The organism is Roseovarius atlanticus (assembly GCF_001441615.1).
In the GTDB taxonomy this organism is placed as follows: Bacteria; Pseudomonadota; Alphaproteobacteria; order Rhodobacterales; family Rhodobacteraceae; genus Roseovarius; species Roseovarius atlanticus.
This window is the reverse complement of the sequence record NZ_LAXJ01000008.1, coordinates 1-16733: the sequence shown is the minus strand read 5'-3', so window position 1 is coordinate 16733 and position 16733 is coordinate 1. Positions and strand designations below refer to the sequence as shown.

Sequence of the window (16733 nt, the reverse complement as noted above, 5' to 3'; positions counted from 1 at the left end):
CGTTTTCCTGGATACTCGCCGACGCGGCGCAGCTAGCTCTATGCTGACGTTCATTGAAAGCGCAGTACTTTCAAAGTCGGGATGGCTACTTTGCGGACAGCGCAGCCTCTTACTGGTGCAGCGAAGCAGCTTGATCGACGAATCCGGTGCGGCTCTGCAGCGCGGATTTTCCAAAAGCGGTCGTTCAACATGACGAAACTTGTAGAAGGCGGAACCGCTCGTTCGTCGTGCCAATTTACGGTGTTCTGCATGCAGAAAAAGCGCTAATTCATTAGGCTTGGATAGACGGTTAAGCCGCGACCCGTTGCGGACCGATCTTTCGCTTAGCTAGATTCTTACGTGGCTCTTATGACAAAACCTTGGTCCGGAAAGAGAGTCGCAGTCTTAGCATAGAATAGCTAGATCACCGTGAGCTACGGGCCGCACCAAGACTTCAACTCCAAGATAGGAAAGCGCATCCGGCTGCCCTGAGAAACTGCCAGAGACCGGCACGGCCTGATGAATGTCGCGAGCGACGGCAACCGGTATCAGGTTCTGCGATCCTACGCTCCGGTTTGTGGGATCGAAGGCGATCCATCCAGCACCAGGCAGGTATATCTCTACCCATGCATGGGTCGATCCGGAACCTGCAGAGCCAATGAGTCGTTCGTCCGGATTGGATAGATAGCCGGAGACGATGCGAGATCCGAACCCGAGCATGCGGGTGGCTTCTGCAAGCAGGACCGCGAAATCCCGGCACGAGCCCGATCCTCGGTCAAGGGTCTCGATCGGCGGCTGGGTTCCTTCCGTCTCACGGCCTTCATAGGAGATCTGCGCGAAAACGCCATTGCTGATGTCTTTCAGCAGAGAAAGCGTGTCTGTTGGACGCGTCATCACAAAATTCTCAACCCACCGGCTAAGTCGACCATCCTTGTCAGTGTATTGCGAGGCCGTCAGTGAACCCAAATCCGTCCATTCATCAGGCGAATAGAGAAACGGATACTCGATAGCGGACCCAGAGATAGAAAATACCGGCCATGCCGGCGCTGTCAGATCCAGAACCACGCGGCTCTCGATCACCAGGTGATCCGTGGGCGCGTCAAAGAGTGCGGTTGCTATGGCGTTCCCGCGCACGTCATGTGCCCACGTGACGGCTGCCTCCGGGGTAATTGACAGCTTGTGCGACAAAAGCCTCAATTCCTGCTTTTCGCGGGGACGCAGCATTAACCTGTGCGCGCCGAGAGAGACCTCGTGGCGGTATCGGTAGGTCGTAGTGTGAACAACGTCGAGGCAGGTCAATCCGATTTCCAGTCTAGTTGGAAGATGTGATGTGCGCACCGATGAGCACTAGCAGCTTCAAGATATGTCCGTTCTTACAGGCAAGCCGTTTTGCGAAGTTCTCATTCCTTAAGAACTCACGGCATCATAGGCATCGGCGGTCCTGCGGAACGTCGCTCAAGGCCTATGTCTTAAGAAAGTCCTAAGTTAAACTTTCGACGTTGGCTTTCTTCGCAATAAAATCGGTCCAGGTCCAAGGACTGTGCGCGAGGGCGCTCGTCAGTCCGGTCGTGAAGGCATGCCTTCGTTTTCGGCGTTCCGGATTGACTCATCGTCGCGTGTTCTTTGATCATTTGTCTTTGAGTTCGTCACATTGAGGTTGGAGCCGGGCATATCATTCCGCGAGTAGAGATGTCGCACCTGCACCTCCGAGAAACCGTCTGCCTCCATCACGAGGCGTATCATCGGATCAGCCAGCATTTCTTCCACGAAAAAGTCGGATAACAACCTGCCCGTCAGCTTGTCCTTGGCGCGTGCATGGTCGAGATCGGTAAGGGAAACGGTCAGAGACCTCTCAAGACCGGGATGGGATGCCCGGGAATGAAGCTTCACCGAGACGGAAGCTTTCCAGGCTTCGGGGTCATTTTGATCGGGCGGTGAAACCAACTCCGTTTCGACCTCATACTCACCCGCGGGAAGCGTCTCGTCGAAGTCTGGAAGGGTGAAAGGTTGGGAAAAAACCGCGACGGTCTTGCTCGTCAAATCTTCCATTGGCGTGTTCCTCTTCCTTGATGAAGCAGGTGGTTCGTGCCCACTTTAACAAAGGGGCACGAGGCTTTCTCATGCTTCAGGATGTCTTTGATTTCGTTTGTGTATCCTTGCTGGTTCCCTTGGATGCAGTCTTCGTTTCAGGAGTATTCGCAGCTTCCTTAGCCTTCGGCTTCAATGCAGCCGCAGCCCTTGCTGTCAGATCCTTGAAAGACATATCATCGATCCTTTGATTGGCCGGCGCCAATTCCTGGTCCATACCGGACCGGGATGCTTGACAGCGGGATTACTTATATGGGCATTGTCGAACTGATTTACGATGTAGCTTCGCAAAGAAAACCAAGTTCTGTCAGTCGCTATTATGACCACGCGGCGAAGCGTTGAGATTGATTTTGCCTTCGGTCATTGCGGAACCCCGGCGACGCCATGGTGGACAGCTGACGACCTGCCCGACACCGCTCTCTTTCTTCAATACCCGAGCGTACAGTTCTGTTTGGTGCGCCTGTTTGACATGCATTAATCCCTCGACGTGCCCTATTCATCTTGGCAGGACTTTCTGCCGACCTGCTTTTAGTCCGACATAGACGAGCACCGATGAGATTCATGTGCCCGGTTCGATCCAGCCCACAGGCATTCGCATTTGCGTGGCGCTCTCCTATGCGCCGGCCATTTCTCATCGCATCTCGAAAGCTTGAACGGTCGCAAAAATACGGTTCTGGCGAAGATCGAAGTGGTCGTATCTGGTCTACAAGACAATCTGTGGTTTGGAACGCCATGACAGGAATCCTGGCTCAGCAGTGGACTTCACGACGCGAAGAGGATCGAGCGCATTCTTTGCATGACAGGACGCTACCGATCAGTTGCATTTAACAAGAGCCTCAATCGGACCTTCCCCTGCGTCTGTGGTCCAGACATCGAATTTCGTGAGGGTATTCGGCCCGAATGTCTGCGTCAGGGGCACGTCTGAGGCGTCCCGTCCGCGGGCAATCAGGATTCGCCCCAAGCGTCTTGAGTTGTTTCGCGGATCGAATACCCACCAGCGGTCGTCGAGATAGACTTCCATCCAGGCTGCGAAATCGTCGGGTGCGTGCGGTGCGGGTTCACCGAGTTCGCTAAGATAGCCGGTGCAATAGCGAGCTGGAATGTTCATGCACCGGCATAACGCGATCGCGAGATGGGCGAAATCTCGGCAGACACCCTGCCGACCGGCCAGCGTTTGCGACGCTGTGCGCGTCGCGCTAGCCTGCATATAGTCGAATGAGACAGTCTTGTGCACGAAATCGCAGATGGCCTGGACGCGCACCCAGCCCGGCGGGGTGGCCTCGAACAGGCGCCATGCCTCTTCCGACAGAAGATCTGTATCGCAGTAGCGACTGCCAAGAAGATAGATCAGCGTTTCGAAGGGCAGATCCTGGACTGGCTGCTGTGTGGCGTCGGGCGCCGTCGGATCCGGCAGTCCGGTGTCGCGGAATATCCCGTCGGTGGATAAGGTGAAGTTTCCGGCGGGAGCTACCATCCGAGTACACCAGTTTCCGAAACCGTCACGATAACTTTCCAGCGGTACGCTGGGTGAGGTCACGAGATAGTCGGCGCGCTCCAAGTCCCCGAAGCGCGAGTAGTGCACGTTCAGCATGGCGATGAATGGCGTCGCTTGCGTCAGACGGTACTCCAGGCGGCACCCGATCCGCATCCGGATGGCGGGCGTACCGCCGTGGTCTGATCGCTGCGCACTATCGTCCAAGAACACACGCCCCGTCCGAGGACCGAAAACCGGGATTGCAGCGCCATGTGTTTCCGGAACGATCCAAGTGTGCGTTGGCTGGAAGGTCTATCGGAAAACAGGCGTTTTCACTTTTCTCAAATCCTCGCTCACAGCGCCATGCCGGCCCATAGGATTCCGAAACCAGAAAGGCATTCGCCGGGAGCACAACGGGATCGCAACGGCTATCGATCTTGAAAAAGCCCCTCTCGCAGGTCCATTCGTAACCATATTCCGCATTGGTAAGATAACCATTCTCGGGAACCGCAATCGGAACGCATGCGCCCGAACTGGCGGCAAAACCGCGCTCGCAGGTCCATCCAGAGCCTGAACCGTCGTCGGTGAGATAAGCTTTGTCCGGCAGGTCGATCAGAACGCAGTTTTCGCGATCCTTCCGGTACCCGCGATCACATTGCCAGCCGTATCCCGAGGATCGCAGGAACGCATTGTCGGGCACCGGAATCGCCGCGCAGGACGACCCCTCGACCGCTGCATACCCCCGCCCACATTCCCAGCCCAAACCGTAGGACCGACCCGTTGCAAAGGCATTCTCAGGGATGTCGAGAGCCAGGCATTCGGCGCCATCCACCCGATAACCGAAATCACAGTTCCAGCCTTCACCATAGCTGCGCGACTGGGCGTTCTGCGGGATCGGGCCAGTGCCATCCTGCGCAAAGACGGGGAAGGCCATAGACGCGATCAAACCGGCCGCGACTGTCATTCTGGCGATTAGCCTTGCAATCGGGCGGGTCGTCGGGTCCTTGTGCTGTATCGACGGCATTTCTTCTGCAGAACGGGGTTCGTTGGTTGCCGCGCGAGTCTTCGGTAGCCCAAGCGTGAGCGTTTCTGTGACACCTTCGTTGAGCGAGATTGATGGCGAAACGTCCTTGGAACCAGACCTCGATGGCATTCCTTCGTTCTCGGCCACCTCTATCGAGAATTCCTGTGAGATAGTTGGGCGGGTGCTACAAGTCATCGGCGTGACAACTTGTGCAAGGCTGCTGCTGCAAGCGCATGTTCTTTCTGGTGGTAGTCGCCACGAAACTTGCCATCGACCTTCACCTCCCAAATGCCATTTCTTTCGCGCACCTGAACCCCGCTGCGCCGCGCTGGCCAGTCTATGGAAGTTTCTTTTTCCACTTTGCTTTTCGGCGGCAATGGCAGCTTGTCAGACACGTTCGCCTCCTTTGCTTTTGGCGCGCGCATTTCCCCAAGGCGTATCACGGCGCGAATGAATTCTTCCGCATAGTCGTCGGTTTCGCGGTGGTCGTGTTCGTGTCGGGCGGTGCTCATCGGCTCGACGAACCGTTCTCGCAGATGATCGGTGAACCGTGGCTCGGTGCGCGCCATATATGCGATCAGTGATTGCAGGACGCGTTCGTGCGCCAGCACCCGGCGCTCGAGGTCAGTTGTTTCGGGTGATGCAATCCGCATGGTGCGGTTCATCCTTCATCGATCTCGAGAACAGCCAAGCAAGCTTGCGCAATATCCCGGTTCGGCGCATCGGTTCCCGGCATCGTCGCCCAGCCGGTCTTCATGACAGCCTCGCGCCGCTGGTAGGTCGCGGCCGCCTTGATCGTTGCCAGCTTGTCCGTCCGCGATGGGTCGGACTGTGCCATATCGAGGCAAACCGGCACCATGGAGGCGATAACTTCGTCGCGCGACATCGCTTCTGCCCTGTCGTTCGCGGTGCCTCCGGTTACCCAGCCTCCCCAGGTGAAACCGACGACACCGACAACTACCGCGCCAATCAACGCACCATAAAGCCCGGGTTTGAGCCGTGCGGAAAAGTTCATGTTCGATCCTCCTGCGGAGAAAGCGCCGCGTCGCTGTTTTTGTTGGTTTCGAATGTGGCCGCATCCCGTCTCAGCGCCTCGTTCAGATCTTTTTCAGAGATCGTGCGCAACTGGGCGCGACCTGCATGGCTCCCCCTGCCGCGCACCATCAGGTAAGTTGCTGTTCGACGATAGGCTTCGAAGCTCAGCCCTTGTAGAAGTTCTTCTTCGACAACGACTTCGTAGTCGCCTGCTGGCAGTTCGTCCGGATCTCTCCCGAGGGTAAACGGCTTCAAGAAAGTTACTGTCGAGCTTGTCGACCGCATATTCATGTCTGGTCTCCGCGATGTCGGCAGTTTTGTCGCTCACGACAGTCGACGGCCCCTCAGATTCCGAGCCTAACCAGTCAAGCGATTCCACTCTTTGTACATCGGGATCGGCCAGCCGGCGCTGACGCAGGTTAGTCCCGGGCACAAAACCCGTCGCTCACGTGCGGGAAACAATGGCCAGCACTGACCTGTGTAAGGGCGCCCAAACTGAACAGCCCGTATCCTTCGGGAAAACCGGAACGATTTGCGTTCTTTCACCCAAGGATTGGAATGACCATGACCGAACCCGATGTTCTCAACCCGCACCCGCCCGAGTTCGAGCGATTTCTCTATGCGTCGGTCGGAGAAGACCGGAATGGATATGTTGTGACGGTACTCTCCACATTCGCGCGGCTCGACCTCGACCCTTGGATGGAAACCGCCGAACTGGTCCGGCTGAAGCGCGACGCGGCTCAGAAACGGTTGGGAACGCTGCTTGCTCGCTTTCGGGATGTTCCGACGCTCGCAAGCGATCACGACAGTGTTGCAAGAGACCTGAGCCAGTTGCTTCCTGAAGGCCCGGTGTCAGGTTACACAACGCGGGCCACCTCAATTGCCGCCGACGCCCACCCAGGCTTGAGCGGAGTAATCTGGGTCGTGCTCTCCATAGTTTTCGTAATCCTGCCGATGCTCATTCTTGCCGGGTCGGGAGCGGGCAAATGACCACGCTTCATCGAACCGAAAACCTTCCAGATCATGTGGCCCACCGAAGCGGGAAGTTCTCGCCCTGCGAACAAGACGACCTCTGGGTTATGGAGGAACACTTCTGGACCAGTGGCTCGGACAGCGCGCGGACAACGAGTGCCGCCAACGCGGTCATGGTCTTTCCTTATCCACCGGGCATTCTCCAGGGCGATCTGATGTGGGACCATCTCAAAAAGAGAACTGGTTGGCGTTCCGTCGTCATGACGGAACGCCGCGTGACGGGCGGCGGTGAGATCGCCATTCTCACCTACCGTGCTTCGGCTGAAAAGCCTGAAGTGCCGATCTACAAAGCCCTCTGCGCCTCCACCTACCTTAACGACGGAGGCAATTGGCTGAGACTTTCCCATCAGCAAACGGCCGTGATGTGAGTCCATACGGTGGACCAACCGGGGCAGGCGTCAGCGTTCAGGGCATGGGGCTACGGACCAGTACCAGTCTTCACCGCAGGCATGCTTTAGTTGAACCATAGCAAGAATCCGCAGTGTCTCGCGTCTAGGCTAACCTGCGTCAGTGCGGCAAAACGCCGGTATTGGTAACGTTGGGTGTGCCCGCCGAATATTTGGTAGGGCATTTTATTTCGAGTATCCTAGAAGTGTGTCGGTCTGCAAATTGCAAATTGGTTGGCATGCCGGCACGCTTCTTATTCTCGGACTGTCCATGAAAGGACTACGTTAATGTCTTCCGAAAATACGAAAACTGCCGAAAAGATGAAATCCGTCAAAGCCGATTGGGACAAGGCGCCCGATGGGCCGAAGAAGGATGAAGCCCTGAAGCACTATCGGGCTGCCGAAAAGGCACATACGGCGAAGAACGACGCCGAGACCAACAAGGAACTCGACGCCGCAAAGCACGCGCTTGCGTGACGCCCTGCGTCTGACCTGATCGCCGAGGCCGCCTGCCGAAAGTTGACGGGCGGCCAAGTTACTTCAGCAACGGCCCGGTTTGGTCTAGATATGCCGGATCAAACTCGGCCAGTTTCACGAGTCCTTCATAGTCGTCAAACGTCACGTGGCCCTTGCGAAATGTCATCAGCCCAGCTTCGCGAAGTTGTCGCAAGATACGGTTCACATGAATCGCACTCAGCCCCAGAGCATCCGCGAGGTGGTATTGCGTGAGCGGACATGCGTACCCCTCTTTATTCCCCATTGCCACCAAGGCCAGTCTCGATCCGATTTCCAGCAAAAAATGTGCCATGCGCGCATCCGCGTCGCGACGGCCGATCCCGACAAGGTGCTCGACCACCATCGCCTCGTCACGGGACGCCGCCCAGAGAATGGCAGTCGCGAGACGCGGGGTCTGCGCAAAGGCTACCAGGAGATCTGACTTGAGGACCTCCGCCGCCTCGATCGTCACGATCGGCTCGAAACTGTGGTCCGAGGTGCGCAATAGCACGCTGCGCAGGCCCAAGAAATCGCCAGGCACCTGGAAATCGACGACCTGGCGGGTACCATCGGCTTGGACCTTGTAGGAACAAACCCATCCGCTTGAGAGGATGTAGGCGGCCTGATCCGATTGCCCCTGATGCACCAAGTCGCGCCCCGCGGCAAAGATCCGGCGGCGTTGGTGAAGCCGTTCGAGCACGGCAAGTTCAGCCTCCGACAAGGCGACGAAGGCTGAGAGCTTTCGGGTCAGTGGGCTCTGCTTTGCTAAAATCATAGGGTTCCCTGGCGTACTGCCATTTGAGTGCAAAAAATCGGCCCGGGCACTGCTCTGGATCAGTCCAGCATAGTGAAGTCTCTGCGAGAAGTACGTATTAATCCAAGCCCCACTCCAAGCGAGGCATGGTAGGACGGAAGGAGACGACGGATGTTTACGGCGAGCGAGCACGCAGGCCAAGCCGCCCTGTCAATCTGTGAGGCCCTGTTGCTTGCCATGAACGATAGCGGGCTGCTGCCTGAGAACGAAATCTTGGGCGTACTTCTTGACGCTGCAGCGACCCATGAGAACGCCGACGGCACCGACCTGGAAAAAGAAAACCACCGCGCCGTGGCAGATCTGATTAAAGCGATCCTCGTGGGCGGGAACTCCGTTCGGCGTTCGTGAAGTTGAGCCTCGACGAACCGATCATGGCTCCCGTGCCTCAGCTGGAAGAAAGCAGGAAGATATTTCTGCGGTGCTATTGTTAAAGAACTGCTGAGCCATCATTTGATCAGTATTGGCCCTCCGGTATGGCGAGCGCCAAAGAATTTCCGAACATTGCCATGCTCCCTTGGACATCCGAAAAAGGAGCACTTGTATGTCGTTCACCCCACTCCACGACCGGGTCCTCGTCCGCCGAATCGAAGGCGACGCGAAGACCTCCGGCGGGCTTATTATCCCTGACACCGCAAAAGAGAAGCCGAAGGAAGGTGAGATCGTTGCGGTTGGCGACGGCGTCAGGGGCGAGGATGGCGACCGGATCGCTATGGACGTCAAGGCGGGCGACCGGATCCTGTTCGGAAAATGGTCGGGGACGGAAATCAAGCTCGATGGCGAAGATCTCATGATCATGAAGGAGAGCGACATTCTCGGCGTCATGGCCTGACTCCGATTCCGACGCCGTAACTTCATTCTCAGGAGCGACAACCAATGTCTGCCAAAGACGTCAAATTCAGTACCGATGCCCGCGACCGTATGCTGAAAGGCATCAACACGCTGGCCAACGCCGTGAAGGTCACCCTCGGGCCCAAGGGGCGAAACGTCATAATCGATCAGTCATGGGGTGCGCCGCGCATCACCAAGGACGGCGTAACCGTCGCCAAGGAGATCGAACTGCTGGACCATTTCGAAAACATGGGCGCGCAGATGGTCAAGCAGGTTGCGCAGCGCACCAATGAAGAGGCTGGCGACGGCACCACGACCGCAACCGTGCTGGCCCAGGCGATTGTGCGTGAAGGCATGAAATCGGTCGCGGCCGGAATGAATCCGATGGATCTCAAACGCGGGATCGACAAGGCAGTGGCGGCTGTCGTGGCCGAGATCAAGGCCATATCCCGCCCCGTTGGCGACAGCGATGAGATCGCAAAGGTTGGCGCTATTTCAGCTAACGGAGAGGTCGCGATTGGCCAGCAAATAGCAGATGCGATGGCCAAGGTCGGCAATGAAGGCGTGATCACCGTCGAGGAAAACAAAGGGCTGGAGACCGAGACCGAAGTGGTCGAGGGCATGCAGTTCGACCGTGGCTATCTGAGTCCCTATTTCATCACGAACGCCCAGAAGATGCTCGTCGAGCTGGATGACTGTGTCATCCTCCTGCACGAAAAGAAACTGACCTCTCTCGTCTCCATGGTTCCGCTACTGGAGGCTGTGATGGAGGCCGAGAAGCAAATGCTGATCGTGTCCGAGGACGTCGAGGGCGAGGCGTTGGCGACCTTGGTCGTCAACAAGCTCCGTGGCGGACTTAAGGTCGCGGCTGTCAAGGCGCCCGGCTTCGGAGACCGCCGCAAGGCGATGATGGAAGACATTGCTGTGCTCACAGGCGGCCAGGTGATTTCCGCAGACCTGGGCACCAAGTTGGAGAATGTCTCAATGGACATGCTTGGCACGGCTAAGAAGGTCCAGATCACCAAGGATACCACGACAATCATCGAAGGGGCCGGCGATAAGGCGGCAATCGCGTCGCGTGTCACCCAGATCCGGAGGCAGATCGAGGACACCACCTCAGACTACGACAAGGAGAAGCTGCAGGAACGACTGGCTAAGCTTGCCGGCGGCATCGCCGTACTCCGGGTTGGCGGTGCAACCGAGATCGAGGTGAAGGAGCGAAAGGACCGTGTGGACGATGCGCTGAATGCAACGCGTGCTGCGGTTCAAGAAGGTGTTGTGCCCGGCGGCGGCGTGGCTCTGGTCCACGCAGGCAAGGTGCTGGCGACACTAAAAGGTGAGAACAGCGACCAGGATGCCGGAGTCAAGATAATCCGGCGAGCGATCCAGGCACCGCTGCGCCAGATTGCCGGAAACGCGGGCGTCGACGGATCGGTTGTCGTAGGAAAAGTGACCGAGAATGACAGCAGCAGCTACGGTTTCGACGCGCAAACCGAGGAGTACGGCGACATGCTGAGGGCCGGTGTCATCGACCCGACTAAAGTCGTACGGATCGCACTCGAAAATGCCGCGTCCATCGCCGGGTTACTGATCACGACCGAAGCGATGGTGGCGCAAAAGCCGCAAACGGCCGCTGCCGGCAGAGAAATGTCCGATGTGGGCGAGATAATGTAAGCGTCCGTGCCGCGTAGGCAGGGCCCTTGATGCGTCAATCCGCAAAATGAGCGTGAACAAAGACCACAATGACATCGGAAACTGAAAATATGGTAAGGAGGAAATGAAGTGTCAAAAGGTGACAAGAAGCGCGGAAACAAAGAAGCGAAGAAGCCCAAAAAGGTGAAGGAAAAGGTCGTTGCGACATCCGACTTCAAGACGGGAAAAAACGTGACCACTCTGGGTGAACACAAAAAGAAATAGACAGTGATAGATGCTTTTTTCCGTGAGCAGTGTACATGACGACGTTTTCCCACACGTCGACGCTTTTTTTCAGTACCCGGTATCTACTTTCGAGTTGAGAGAGGCCGAACGCCGCTCGGCAACGGACCCATGAGCTTTTCGTAACAAGCGTGGCGTGCAAGAAACGAAACACGACACCAACGTATTTTCGGCTCTTTCGGAGCAAGCAGGCCCCGGAGCTGCTCGCGGCACCGGTCATTTTTCCCGGAAGCGGTTGAGCGGAGGCGCTGACCGAACTCCGCTTCCATACCGGCAGGAATGTCATCTCGGCGATCCATGAGTAGACCGTTTCGCAGGCGCAGAGAATGTCCGCTTTCCGCCCTTTGTTCCGGCTGACGACCGCAATCCAAGATAGACTTCTGAAGCGGGACCCTAGACCGTTTCAATACCCGATCCTTTCGACTAGCTTGTCGATGATCTCCAGCACCCGGTCGACCTGTTGCAAGTCTTCTTCCATGCGAACGCGGATATCAGCGTCATCCTCAGCTTCGATATCCTTCAGCAGCTCGTCGCGCTCTGCTTCGAACATCTCCTTCCGCTCGAGCCATAGCTCGAGCTGCGCCTTTTCCTCTTTCGTTGCAGGCCCCTTGATGCGCGCCTCGGCCGTGTTCATGTCGATCTTGATCTGGTCGGGATGCGGCACAGGCTCCGGCAGATCCGTGATCCCCAACCGCCGGCGGCGATCCAGCTCCCGGTCCCATTCAATTTTGTAGTCGAGAGCGGTGCTGAACCACTCGTCCGCCAGTTCCTTGTTCTGCCGCTCGGTTGCACTGAGCATCTCCGCAAAAAGCCGCTGCGAGCGATGCAGGCCCTTTGCGGCGTTGACCGCCAGGGATCGCACAACGGCCTGGGCCATCGGGATCGTCACGTTGCGGTCCCCGTCCCGGACCGTGATATTGCGGTAGGCCTCGTCAAGGATGATCCCTTTCAGGCGCTCCTCGTTGAGCCTCGGCCGCTTGTTCTTCGCGCCCTTGGGGCGGCCTTTCGGGTTGCCTGACTGGCCCGGCTTGAACCGCGTGTTCGCCGGCGGCTTGGCATATCCCACCTGGTAGTCGGCATCAGTTTTCTGGACCGGCAGCTTGATCTTCTTGTCTGTCATTCGGCCGCCTCCAGTGTCACGGCCGCCGGCTGCCAGCCACAGACCAGCTGCTCTGCCTCGTCCTTCGCGTAGGCTTCCCAGCGGGCCAAGATGCGATCGCAATAGATCGGATCCAGTTCGCAAAGATACCCCCGACGGCCGGTCTTCTCGGCGGCGATCATGGTCGACCCCGAACCGCCAAAGAGATCCAGCACGATCTCACCGCGACCCGAGACATCCCGGATCGCATCGGCGATCATCTGCACGGGCTTGACCGTCGGGTGCAGCGCAAGCTCGTTCATACGCCCCGCATGCCGGCTGTTGGCGCCGCGATACTCCCAGACATTGGTGCGGTACCGTCCGTGCTGGCCCAGCTCAAACGTGTTGACATGCGCGGCCTTGCCTTTCTTGAAGACGAAGATCAACTCGTGGCGCGAGCGATAGAAGGTCCCCATGCCGCCATTGTCCTTGGCCCAGACGATCAGGTTCTTCAGTTCGTCAAACACCCCCTGCCCCGCCGCCAGCATCTCCGACATGTGCCGCCAATCCATGCAGAGATAATGGATCGAGCCGTCGACGCTGTGATCCGCCATGTTCTGGAAGGCGCGCTCCAGGAACCCGGTAAATTCCGAGACCGTCATCTCGCCGGAGGCCATGGCGAACTCGCGGTGCTGGATCTTGCCGGAATTGCCTACATGGCCATCGATCTTCACGTTGTAGGGCGGATCGCTGAACACCATCCGCGCCAACTCGCCGGCCATCAATTCCTCGACGACCGCGCCCTCGAGTGCATCGCCGCAGACCAGCCAATGCTGCCCCAACTGCCACACGTCCCCTTCCCGCACCCGGGACGCAGTCTCGCCAGGCATCAGATCATCCTCCGGATCGCCCGGTTCTTCAGGCGCAACGCTGGCCAGCACGCCGTCGATTTCCGGAATGGAAAAGCCGGTGATAGACACATCGAAGTCGAGATCCGTCGACATCAGCGCGCCGAGTTCCGCCGCGAGCAGATCCTCATCCCAGCCGGCGTTCAAGGCGAGCTTGTTGTCGGCCAGAACGTAGGCCCGCTTCTCGTCTTCATTCATGTCGTCGAGACGAAGGCACGGCACCTCATCGCGTCCCAGCAACTTGGCCGCTTCGACGCGGCCATGGCCTGCCAGGATCGTCCGCCGCTCGTCGATCAGGACAGGGTTCGTGAACCCGAAGGTCTCGATACTCTCCGCAATCTGGCGGACCTGCTTCTTCGAATGCGTCCGGGCGTTGCGCGCCCAGGGTTCGAGATCGCTGATCGCGATCAGTTCTACGTCTGCTTGGGCCATGTCCGGCTCCTTTGTTGCTTCTGCTCGAAGGTCGACCGCAAGAATCGACCGCCATCGTAAGATATATCAAACGACTGGCCTTTCGTAAAGCTTGGGTGTATCGTCCCGTTCGACACATCAAACGGGAGAGAAGCATGGCTATTGGAGAACGTCTGTTCAGCCTGCGCCAGAAGAGCGGCCAGTCCTTGCAACAGGTGGCAGACGCGGTTGGCGTCTCGAAGGCGCATGTCTGGGAGCTTGAAAAGGGGCGCACGGGCAACCCCTCTTTCGAACTCGTCCAGAAGTTGGCGCGGCATTTCGGGGTGTCGATCGACGCGCTTGTGGGCAATGCCGACGAGCCCGATGCCGCCGCCTTGCAGATCGCACGTCTGCATCGCGGGTTCGAAGACTTGTCCGAGGGAGATCGGGCCGTCGTCGAGGACATGATCAAGTCCCTGAGAACACGGGCGCAGAAAGCGGGCTGACGCGTGAAGCTCGACAGGATTGATCTCTTTGACATCCGCCAGCCCGACCGGTTGGCGAAGGCTATCCACACACAGATCGGCGATCTTGTCTTGCCGGTGCCCGTGGAGGACATCGCGACCGCCTTGGATATCTCCGAAGTTCGGACCGGTAGCTTTGATGGCTTCGAGGGCATGCTGCTGACGGATCAGGCACGCAGAGTCGGGGCGATCCTTGCCAACACCCGCCGTGGGCTGCGCCGGGCGAGGTTCACGATCGCGCATGAACTGGGGCACTTTCTGTTGGAGCATCACGTCCTGTCATCAGAAAATGGTTTCCGGTGTCGCGCACAGGACCTGAAAGAAACGCGTGAAGGCCGCCGGCACCAAAAACAGGAGACCCGGGCCAACCAGTTTGCGATCGGCCTCCTCGCCCCTTTCGCCGCAGTAGATCAGTATCTGTCGGAAGATCCTGATTTGCATGACGCTCAGCAGCTGCGCGACGAACTGGACGTCAGCCTCGAAGCCTGCGTCCGCAGACTGATCGAGCAACGGTCTGAGCCGTTGGCTGCAATCTGGTCAAAGGATGCCCGAGTGCGGTATTGGCACAAGAGCAACGACTTTTGTTTCATCCAACTCAAGCAAGGGGATCGTCTGCCCCAGACCACGCAAGCCTTCCGCGTGCATGCGGAAAGTAGGTCTGGCTTCACCGCTTTCTCGGAGTCTCCGCCCATGGCCTGGACCAGCAGCGACGATATCGAGATATTCGAGCAGACGCGCCAGTCGCCGTCCGGTCATGCCGTGACCTTGCTCTGGGCGGACAAGCCTGGGCCAGACGACCTCGACGAAGAACCGGATCCCTACCATCGCGAACTCGGCGAGCCCGGGTTTCGGTAGGGTCCTGCGTTGAGATCGACGTTCTGATCTAACCTGAAACAGTTACCATGGTTTATGGTTGGGTGGACCGAACGGCCATGCAACGGAAGAATTAATAAGGGACGAACATGTCGGCTTTTGAAATTCAGAAGGCGCTAAAAATAAATCGTGCTCTATCATTGCTGGAAGAGCCGCTGACAGGCCACAATCGCTGGCACCCAGATATTCAACCCATCCTGACCGCAGCACCAGGCGAAACAGTCAGGCTCGAAACAAGAGATGCCGCCGACGGCCAGATTGTTCCTGGTTCTAGCGTGGAAATATTGGAGAACTTGGACGCGGGTCGGATGCATCCGCTGACCGGGCCAGTCAATGTTGAGGGTGCTGAACCGGGTGACCTTCTGGAAGTCGAAATCCTTGATGTTCTGCCCCAAAACTACGGATTTGCCATTCAATATCACACCCTTGGCGTTCTCGCCGACTACAGTCCTGATCGATATCTCGCCCATTTCGATATAGGCAATGGCCTGGCCGTTTCCGAACAGATCCCTGGGGCCCGGTTTCCAGGCGCGCCGTTCATGGGCGTCATGGGCGTGGCCGCAAGCTATGAAATGATCGAAGAAAGTAAATGCTACGAAGAAAGCCTCAGCTTGCCTTTTGCACAGCCAACTTGCTCTCAGTCAGTCGTGCCGGCAGACGAGGCAATCGCGCAGAGCGGACTGAGAACAATTCCGCCGCGCTCTAATGGCGGCAATCTCGATATTCGGCAGCTAACGGCCGGTGCGTCGCTATTTCTTCCCGTTTTTGTAGAAGGCGCCCTGTTTTCCGCCGGTGACGCACATTTCCTGCAGGGCGAGGGAGAGTGTGTCTCGGGGTTGGAAATGGGCGCATCTCTAGATTGCAGGTTCCGCGTCCACAAGCGCGTTGCCGCAAACCGAAACATCAAGGACCCGCAGTTCAGTTTTACCAGGTCGACCCCAAACAAGTCCCAGCCACCAAAGCGGTTCTTTGCAACAACCGGTCAGTCGTTTACAAGAGAAGGTCAGGCGACACATTCAGATATTGGCAAGGCAGTTGAAAACGCATTGCTCAATATGGTCGAACATCTCATGCGGACACGAGGGTACGATTTCCAGCAAGCCTACCTTATTTGCAGTCTCGCCGCAGATCTCCGCATCAGTCAGATGGTAAACGTGCCAAACTTCACCGCCAGCGTCATACTGGATTTGTCGATCTTCGAATGACTGGAACACTCGACATGCAATGCCGCGGTTGAAGCTTCTCTTCAGATCCATATTCCGTGTTATCCCGTAAACCTTTCCCTGATCACGCCTGATTTTTCCTTGATGCGCGCAACTAAATTCCCTGTTTTTGTAGGAACAGGGAATTGCACCCTAACCCATTGATAACGCGAACTACATCCGAGCGGAAACAAGCTGATCAGCCCGAATACCCGCCTCCAATCGCCAAATTTCCCTGTAAATTCCCTGTAAATCGCGGTTTCGGCCCAGAGACCGGATAGCCTGAGACTGGCTGCACAGCCACGCACTTCCTGCAATCCAGACCATGCAAGGTAGTCTCGGCATTCTGCCGTGGTTTCAAAGCCTTGCGGGATGGCCGCGTTCCCTGAGACCAGAATGCACGGCGTAAATAGCCGACAAATACGACAAAGTCTCAGGTCGCCATTTTCACCATACGAGGTTGAGAAGAGTGGTATCAGAGAGTCGCCAGATGCTGGCGCTGCTCGGTCCAGTCCGAGGGCAAGTCATGCCGCAAGCACCACTCGGATGTGAAGCCGATGGGTTGCCGGCCTTCGAGGACATCGCGAACGATGTCGGGCGCAAGGTGGACTGCCCCCATCGAGTGGTCCGGGTTAAATGTTAGTGCATCGTCGGTCTTTGGTCCATTG

At 57.5% G+C, this 16733-nt stretch carries 21 protein-coding genes; 10 read left to right on the top strand and 11 right to left on the bottom strand.

Translation table 11 applies throughout. From position 1 onward, the window contains the following. Positions 1-384 precede the first annotated feature (384 nt). From XM53_RS08950 to XM53_RS08920, 7 genes are all read right to left on the bottom strand, one after another. Positions 385-1278, bottom strand: a complete 894-nt coding sequence (locus XM53_RS08950) for a transglutaminase family protein (protein ID WP_057792465.1) — start codon at positions 1276-1278, stop codon at positions 385-387. A 258-nt stretch (positions 1279-1536) separates the two neighbouring features. Further along, positions 1537-2028 carry a hypothetical protein gene (locus tag XM53_RS08945; RefSeq protein ID WP_057792463.1) on the bottom strand — a complete coding sequence of 164 codons (492 nt, stop codon included), beginning with the start codon at positions 2026-2028 and terminating at the stop codon, positions 1537-1539. A gap of 853 nt (positions 2029-2881) precedes the next feature. Further along, positions 2882-3721, bottom strand: coding sequence for a transglutaminase-like domain-containing protein (locus XM53_RS08940; RefSeq protein WP_057792914.1), 840 nt, complete (start codon positions 3719-3721; stop codon positions 2882-2884). A gap of 34 nt (positions 3722-3755) precedes the next feature. Beyond that, a complete protein-coding gene (locus XM53_RS08935) occupies positions 3756-4712 on the bottom strand; it encodes a hypothetical protein (RefSeq protein ID WP_144435497.1) in 957 nt (318 codons plus the stop codon). A gap of 44 nt (positions 4713-4756) precedes the next feature. Next, positions 4757-5230, bottom strand: a complete 474-nt coding sequence (locus tag XM53_RS08930) for a hypothetical protein (protein WP_236544449.1) — start codon at positions 5228-5230, stop codon at positions 4757-4759. Beyond that, positions 5227-5580, bottom strand: a complete 354-nt coding sequence (locus XM53_RS08925; protein ID WP_057792457.1) for a hypothetical protein — start codon at positions 5578-5580, stop codon at positions 5227-5229. Before XM53_RS08925 ends, XM53_RS08930 begins: the two co-directional genes overlap by 4 nt. Continuing rightward, complete coding sequence (locus XM53_RS08920; RefSeq protein ID WP_236544448.1) at positions 5577-5891, bottom strand: hypothetical protein; 315 nt, start codon at positions 5889-5891, stop codon at positions 5577-5579. Before XM53_RS08920 ends, XM53_RS08925 begins: the two co-directional genes overlap by 4 nt. Before the next feature lie 267 nt (positions 5892-6158). Here XM53_RS08920 and XM53_RS08915 point away from each other — a divergent pair, with 267 nt between their 5' ends. The 3 genes from XM53_RS08915 (at position 6159) to XM53_RS08905 (ending at position 7495) form a co-directional block, all read left to right on the top strand. Further along, positions 6159-6590, top strand: a complete 432-nt coding sequence (locus XM53_RS08915) for a hypothetical protein (protein ID WP_057792454.1) — start codon at positions 6159-6161, stop codon at positions 6588-6590. After that, the gene (locus tag XM53_RS08910; protein WP_236544447.1) at positions 6587-7000 is read left to right on the top strand and encodes a hypothetical protein; all 414 of its coding nucleotides are present in this window, start codon (positions 6587-6589) and stop codon (positions 6998-7000) included. Before XM53_RS08915 ends, XM53_RS08910 begins: the two co-directional genes overlap by 4 nt. A gap of 306 nt (positions 7001-7306) precedes the next feature. Further along, the gene (locus XM53_RS08905) at positions 7307-7495 is read left to right on the top strand and encodes a hypothetical protein (protein WP_057792449.1); all 189 of its coding nucleotides are present in this window, start codon (positions 7307-7309) and stop codon (positions 7493-7495) included. 58 nt (positions 7496-7553) lie between these two features. Here the strand turns inward: XM53_RS08905 and XM53_RS08900 are convergent, their stop codons facing one another. Beyond that, positions 7554-8288, bottom strand: coding sequence for a Crp/Fnr family transcriptional regulator (locus XM53_RS08900; RefSeq protein WP_057792447.1), 735 nt, complete (start codon positions 8286-8288; stop codon positions 7554-7556). A 150-nt stretch (positions 8289-8438) separates the two neighbouring features. Between XM53_RS08900 and XM53_RS08895 the strand changes: the two genes are divergently transcribed. From XM53_RS08895 to XM53_RS23905, 4 genes are all read left to right on the top strand, one after another. Next, positions 8439-8675 (top strand): hypothetical protein, encoded by a 237-nt coding sequence (locus XM53_RS08895; RefSeq protein ID WP_057792444.1) that lies wholly within the window; start codon positions 8439-8441, stop codon positions 8673-8675. A 193-nt stretch (positions 8676-8868) separates the two neighbouring features. Beyond that, a complete protein-coding gene (locus tag XM53_RS08890; protein ID WP_057792442.1) occupies positions 8869-9156 on the top strand; it encodes a co-chaperone GroES in 288 nt (95 codons plus the stop codon). A 44-nt stretch (positions 9157-9200) separates the two neighbouring features. Further along, a complete protein-coding gene (gene groL / locus XM53_RS08885; RefSeq protein ID WP_057792440.1) occupies positions 9201-10829 on the top strand; it encodes a chaperonin GroEL in 1629 nt (542 codons plus the stop codon). A 108-nt stretch (positions 10830-10937) separates the two neighbouring features. Beyond that, on the top strand, positions 10938-11072 hold the full coding sequence (locus tag XM53_RS23905) for a hypothetical protein (RefSeq protein ID WP_268873919.1): 135 nt from the start codon (positions 10938-10940) through the stop codon (positions 11070-11072). 421 nt (positions 11073-11493) lie between these two features. On the opposite strand, the gene XM53_RS08880 is transcribed toward XM53_RS23905, so the two are convergent. Both XM53_RS08880 and XM53_RS08875 read right to left on the bottom strand, forming a co-directional pair. Continuing rightward, positions 11494-12210 (bottom strand): DUF5681 domain-containing protein, encoded by a 717-nt coding sequence (locus tag XM53_RS08880; RefSeq protein WP_057792438.1) that lies wholly within the window; start codon positions 12208-12210, stop codon positions 11494-11496. Next, positions 12207-13508 carry a site-specific DNA-methyltransferase gene (locus XM53_RS08875; RefSeq protein ID WP_057792436.1) on the bottom strand — a complete coding sequence of 434 codons (1302 nt, stop codon included), beginning with the start codon at positions 13506-13508 and terminating at the stop codon, positions 12207-12209. Before XM53_RS08875 ends, XM53_RS08880 begins: the two co-directional genes overlap by 4 nt. Positions 13509-13642: 134 nt before the next feature. Here XM53_RS08875 and XM53_RS08870 point away from each other — a divergent pair, with 134 nt between their 5' ends. The 3 genes from XM53_RS08870 (at position 13643) to XM53_RS22425 (ending at position 16068) form a co-directional block, all read left to right on the top strand. Continuing rightward, on the top strand, positions 13643-13972 hold the full coding sequence (locus tag XM53_RS08870) for a helix-turn-helix domain-containing protein (RefSeq protein WP_057792434.1): 330 nt from the start codon (positions 13643-13645) through the stop codon (positions 13970-13972). Positions 13973-13975: 3 nt separating this feature from the next. Continuing rightward, complete coding sequence (locus XM53_RS08865) at positions 13976-14845, top strand: ImmA/IrrE family metallo-endopeptidase (RefSeq protein ID WP_057792432.1); 870 nt, start codon at positions 13976-13978, stop codon at positions 14843-14845. A 107-nt stretch (positions 14846-14952) separates the two neighbouring features. Next, positions 14953-16068, top strand: a complete 1116-nt coding sequence (locus tag XM53_RS22425) for an acetamidase/formamidase family protein (RefSeq protein ID WP_082630858.1) — start codon at positions 14953-14955, stop codon at positions 16066-16068. 472 nt (positions 16069-16540) lie between these two features. On the opposite strand, the gene XM53_RS23415 is transcribed toward XM53_RS22425, so the two are convergent. Then, the coding region (locus tag XM53_RS23415) for a hypothetical protein (RefSeq protein WP_456238905.1) at positions 16541-16733 on the bottom strand (193 nt) is incomplete at its 5' end.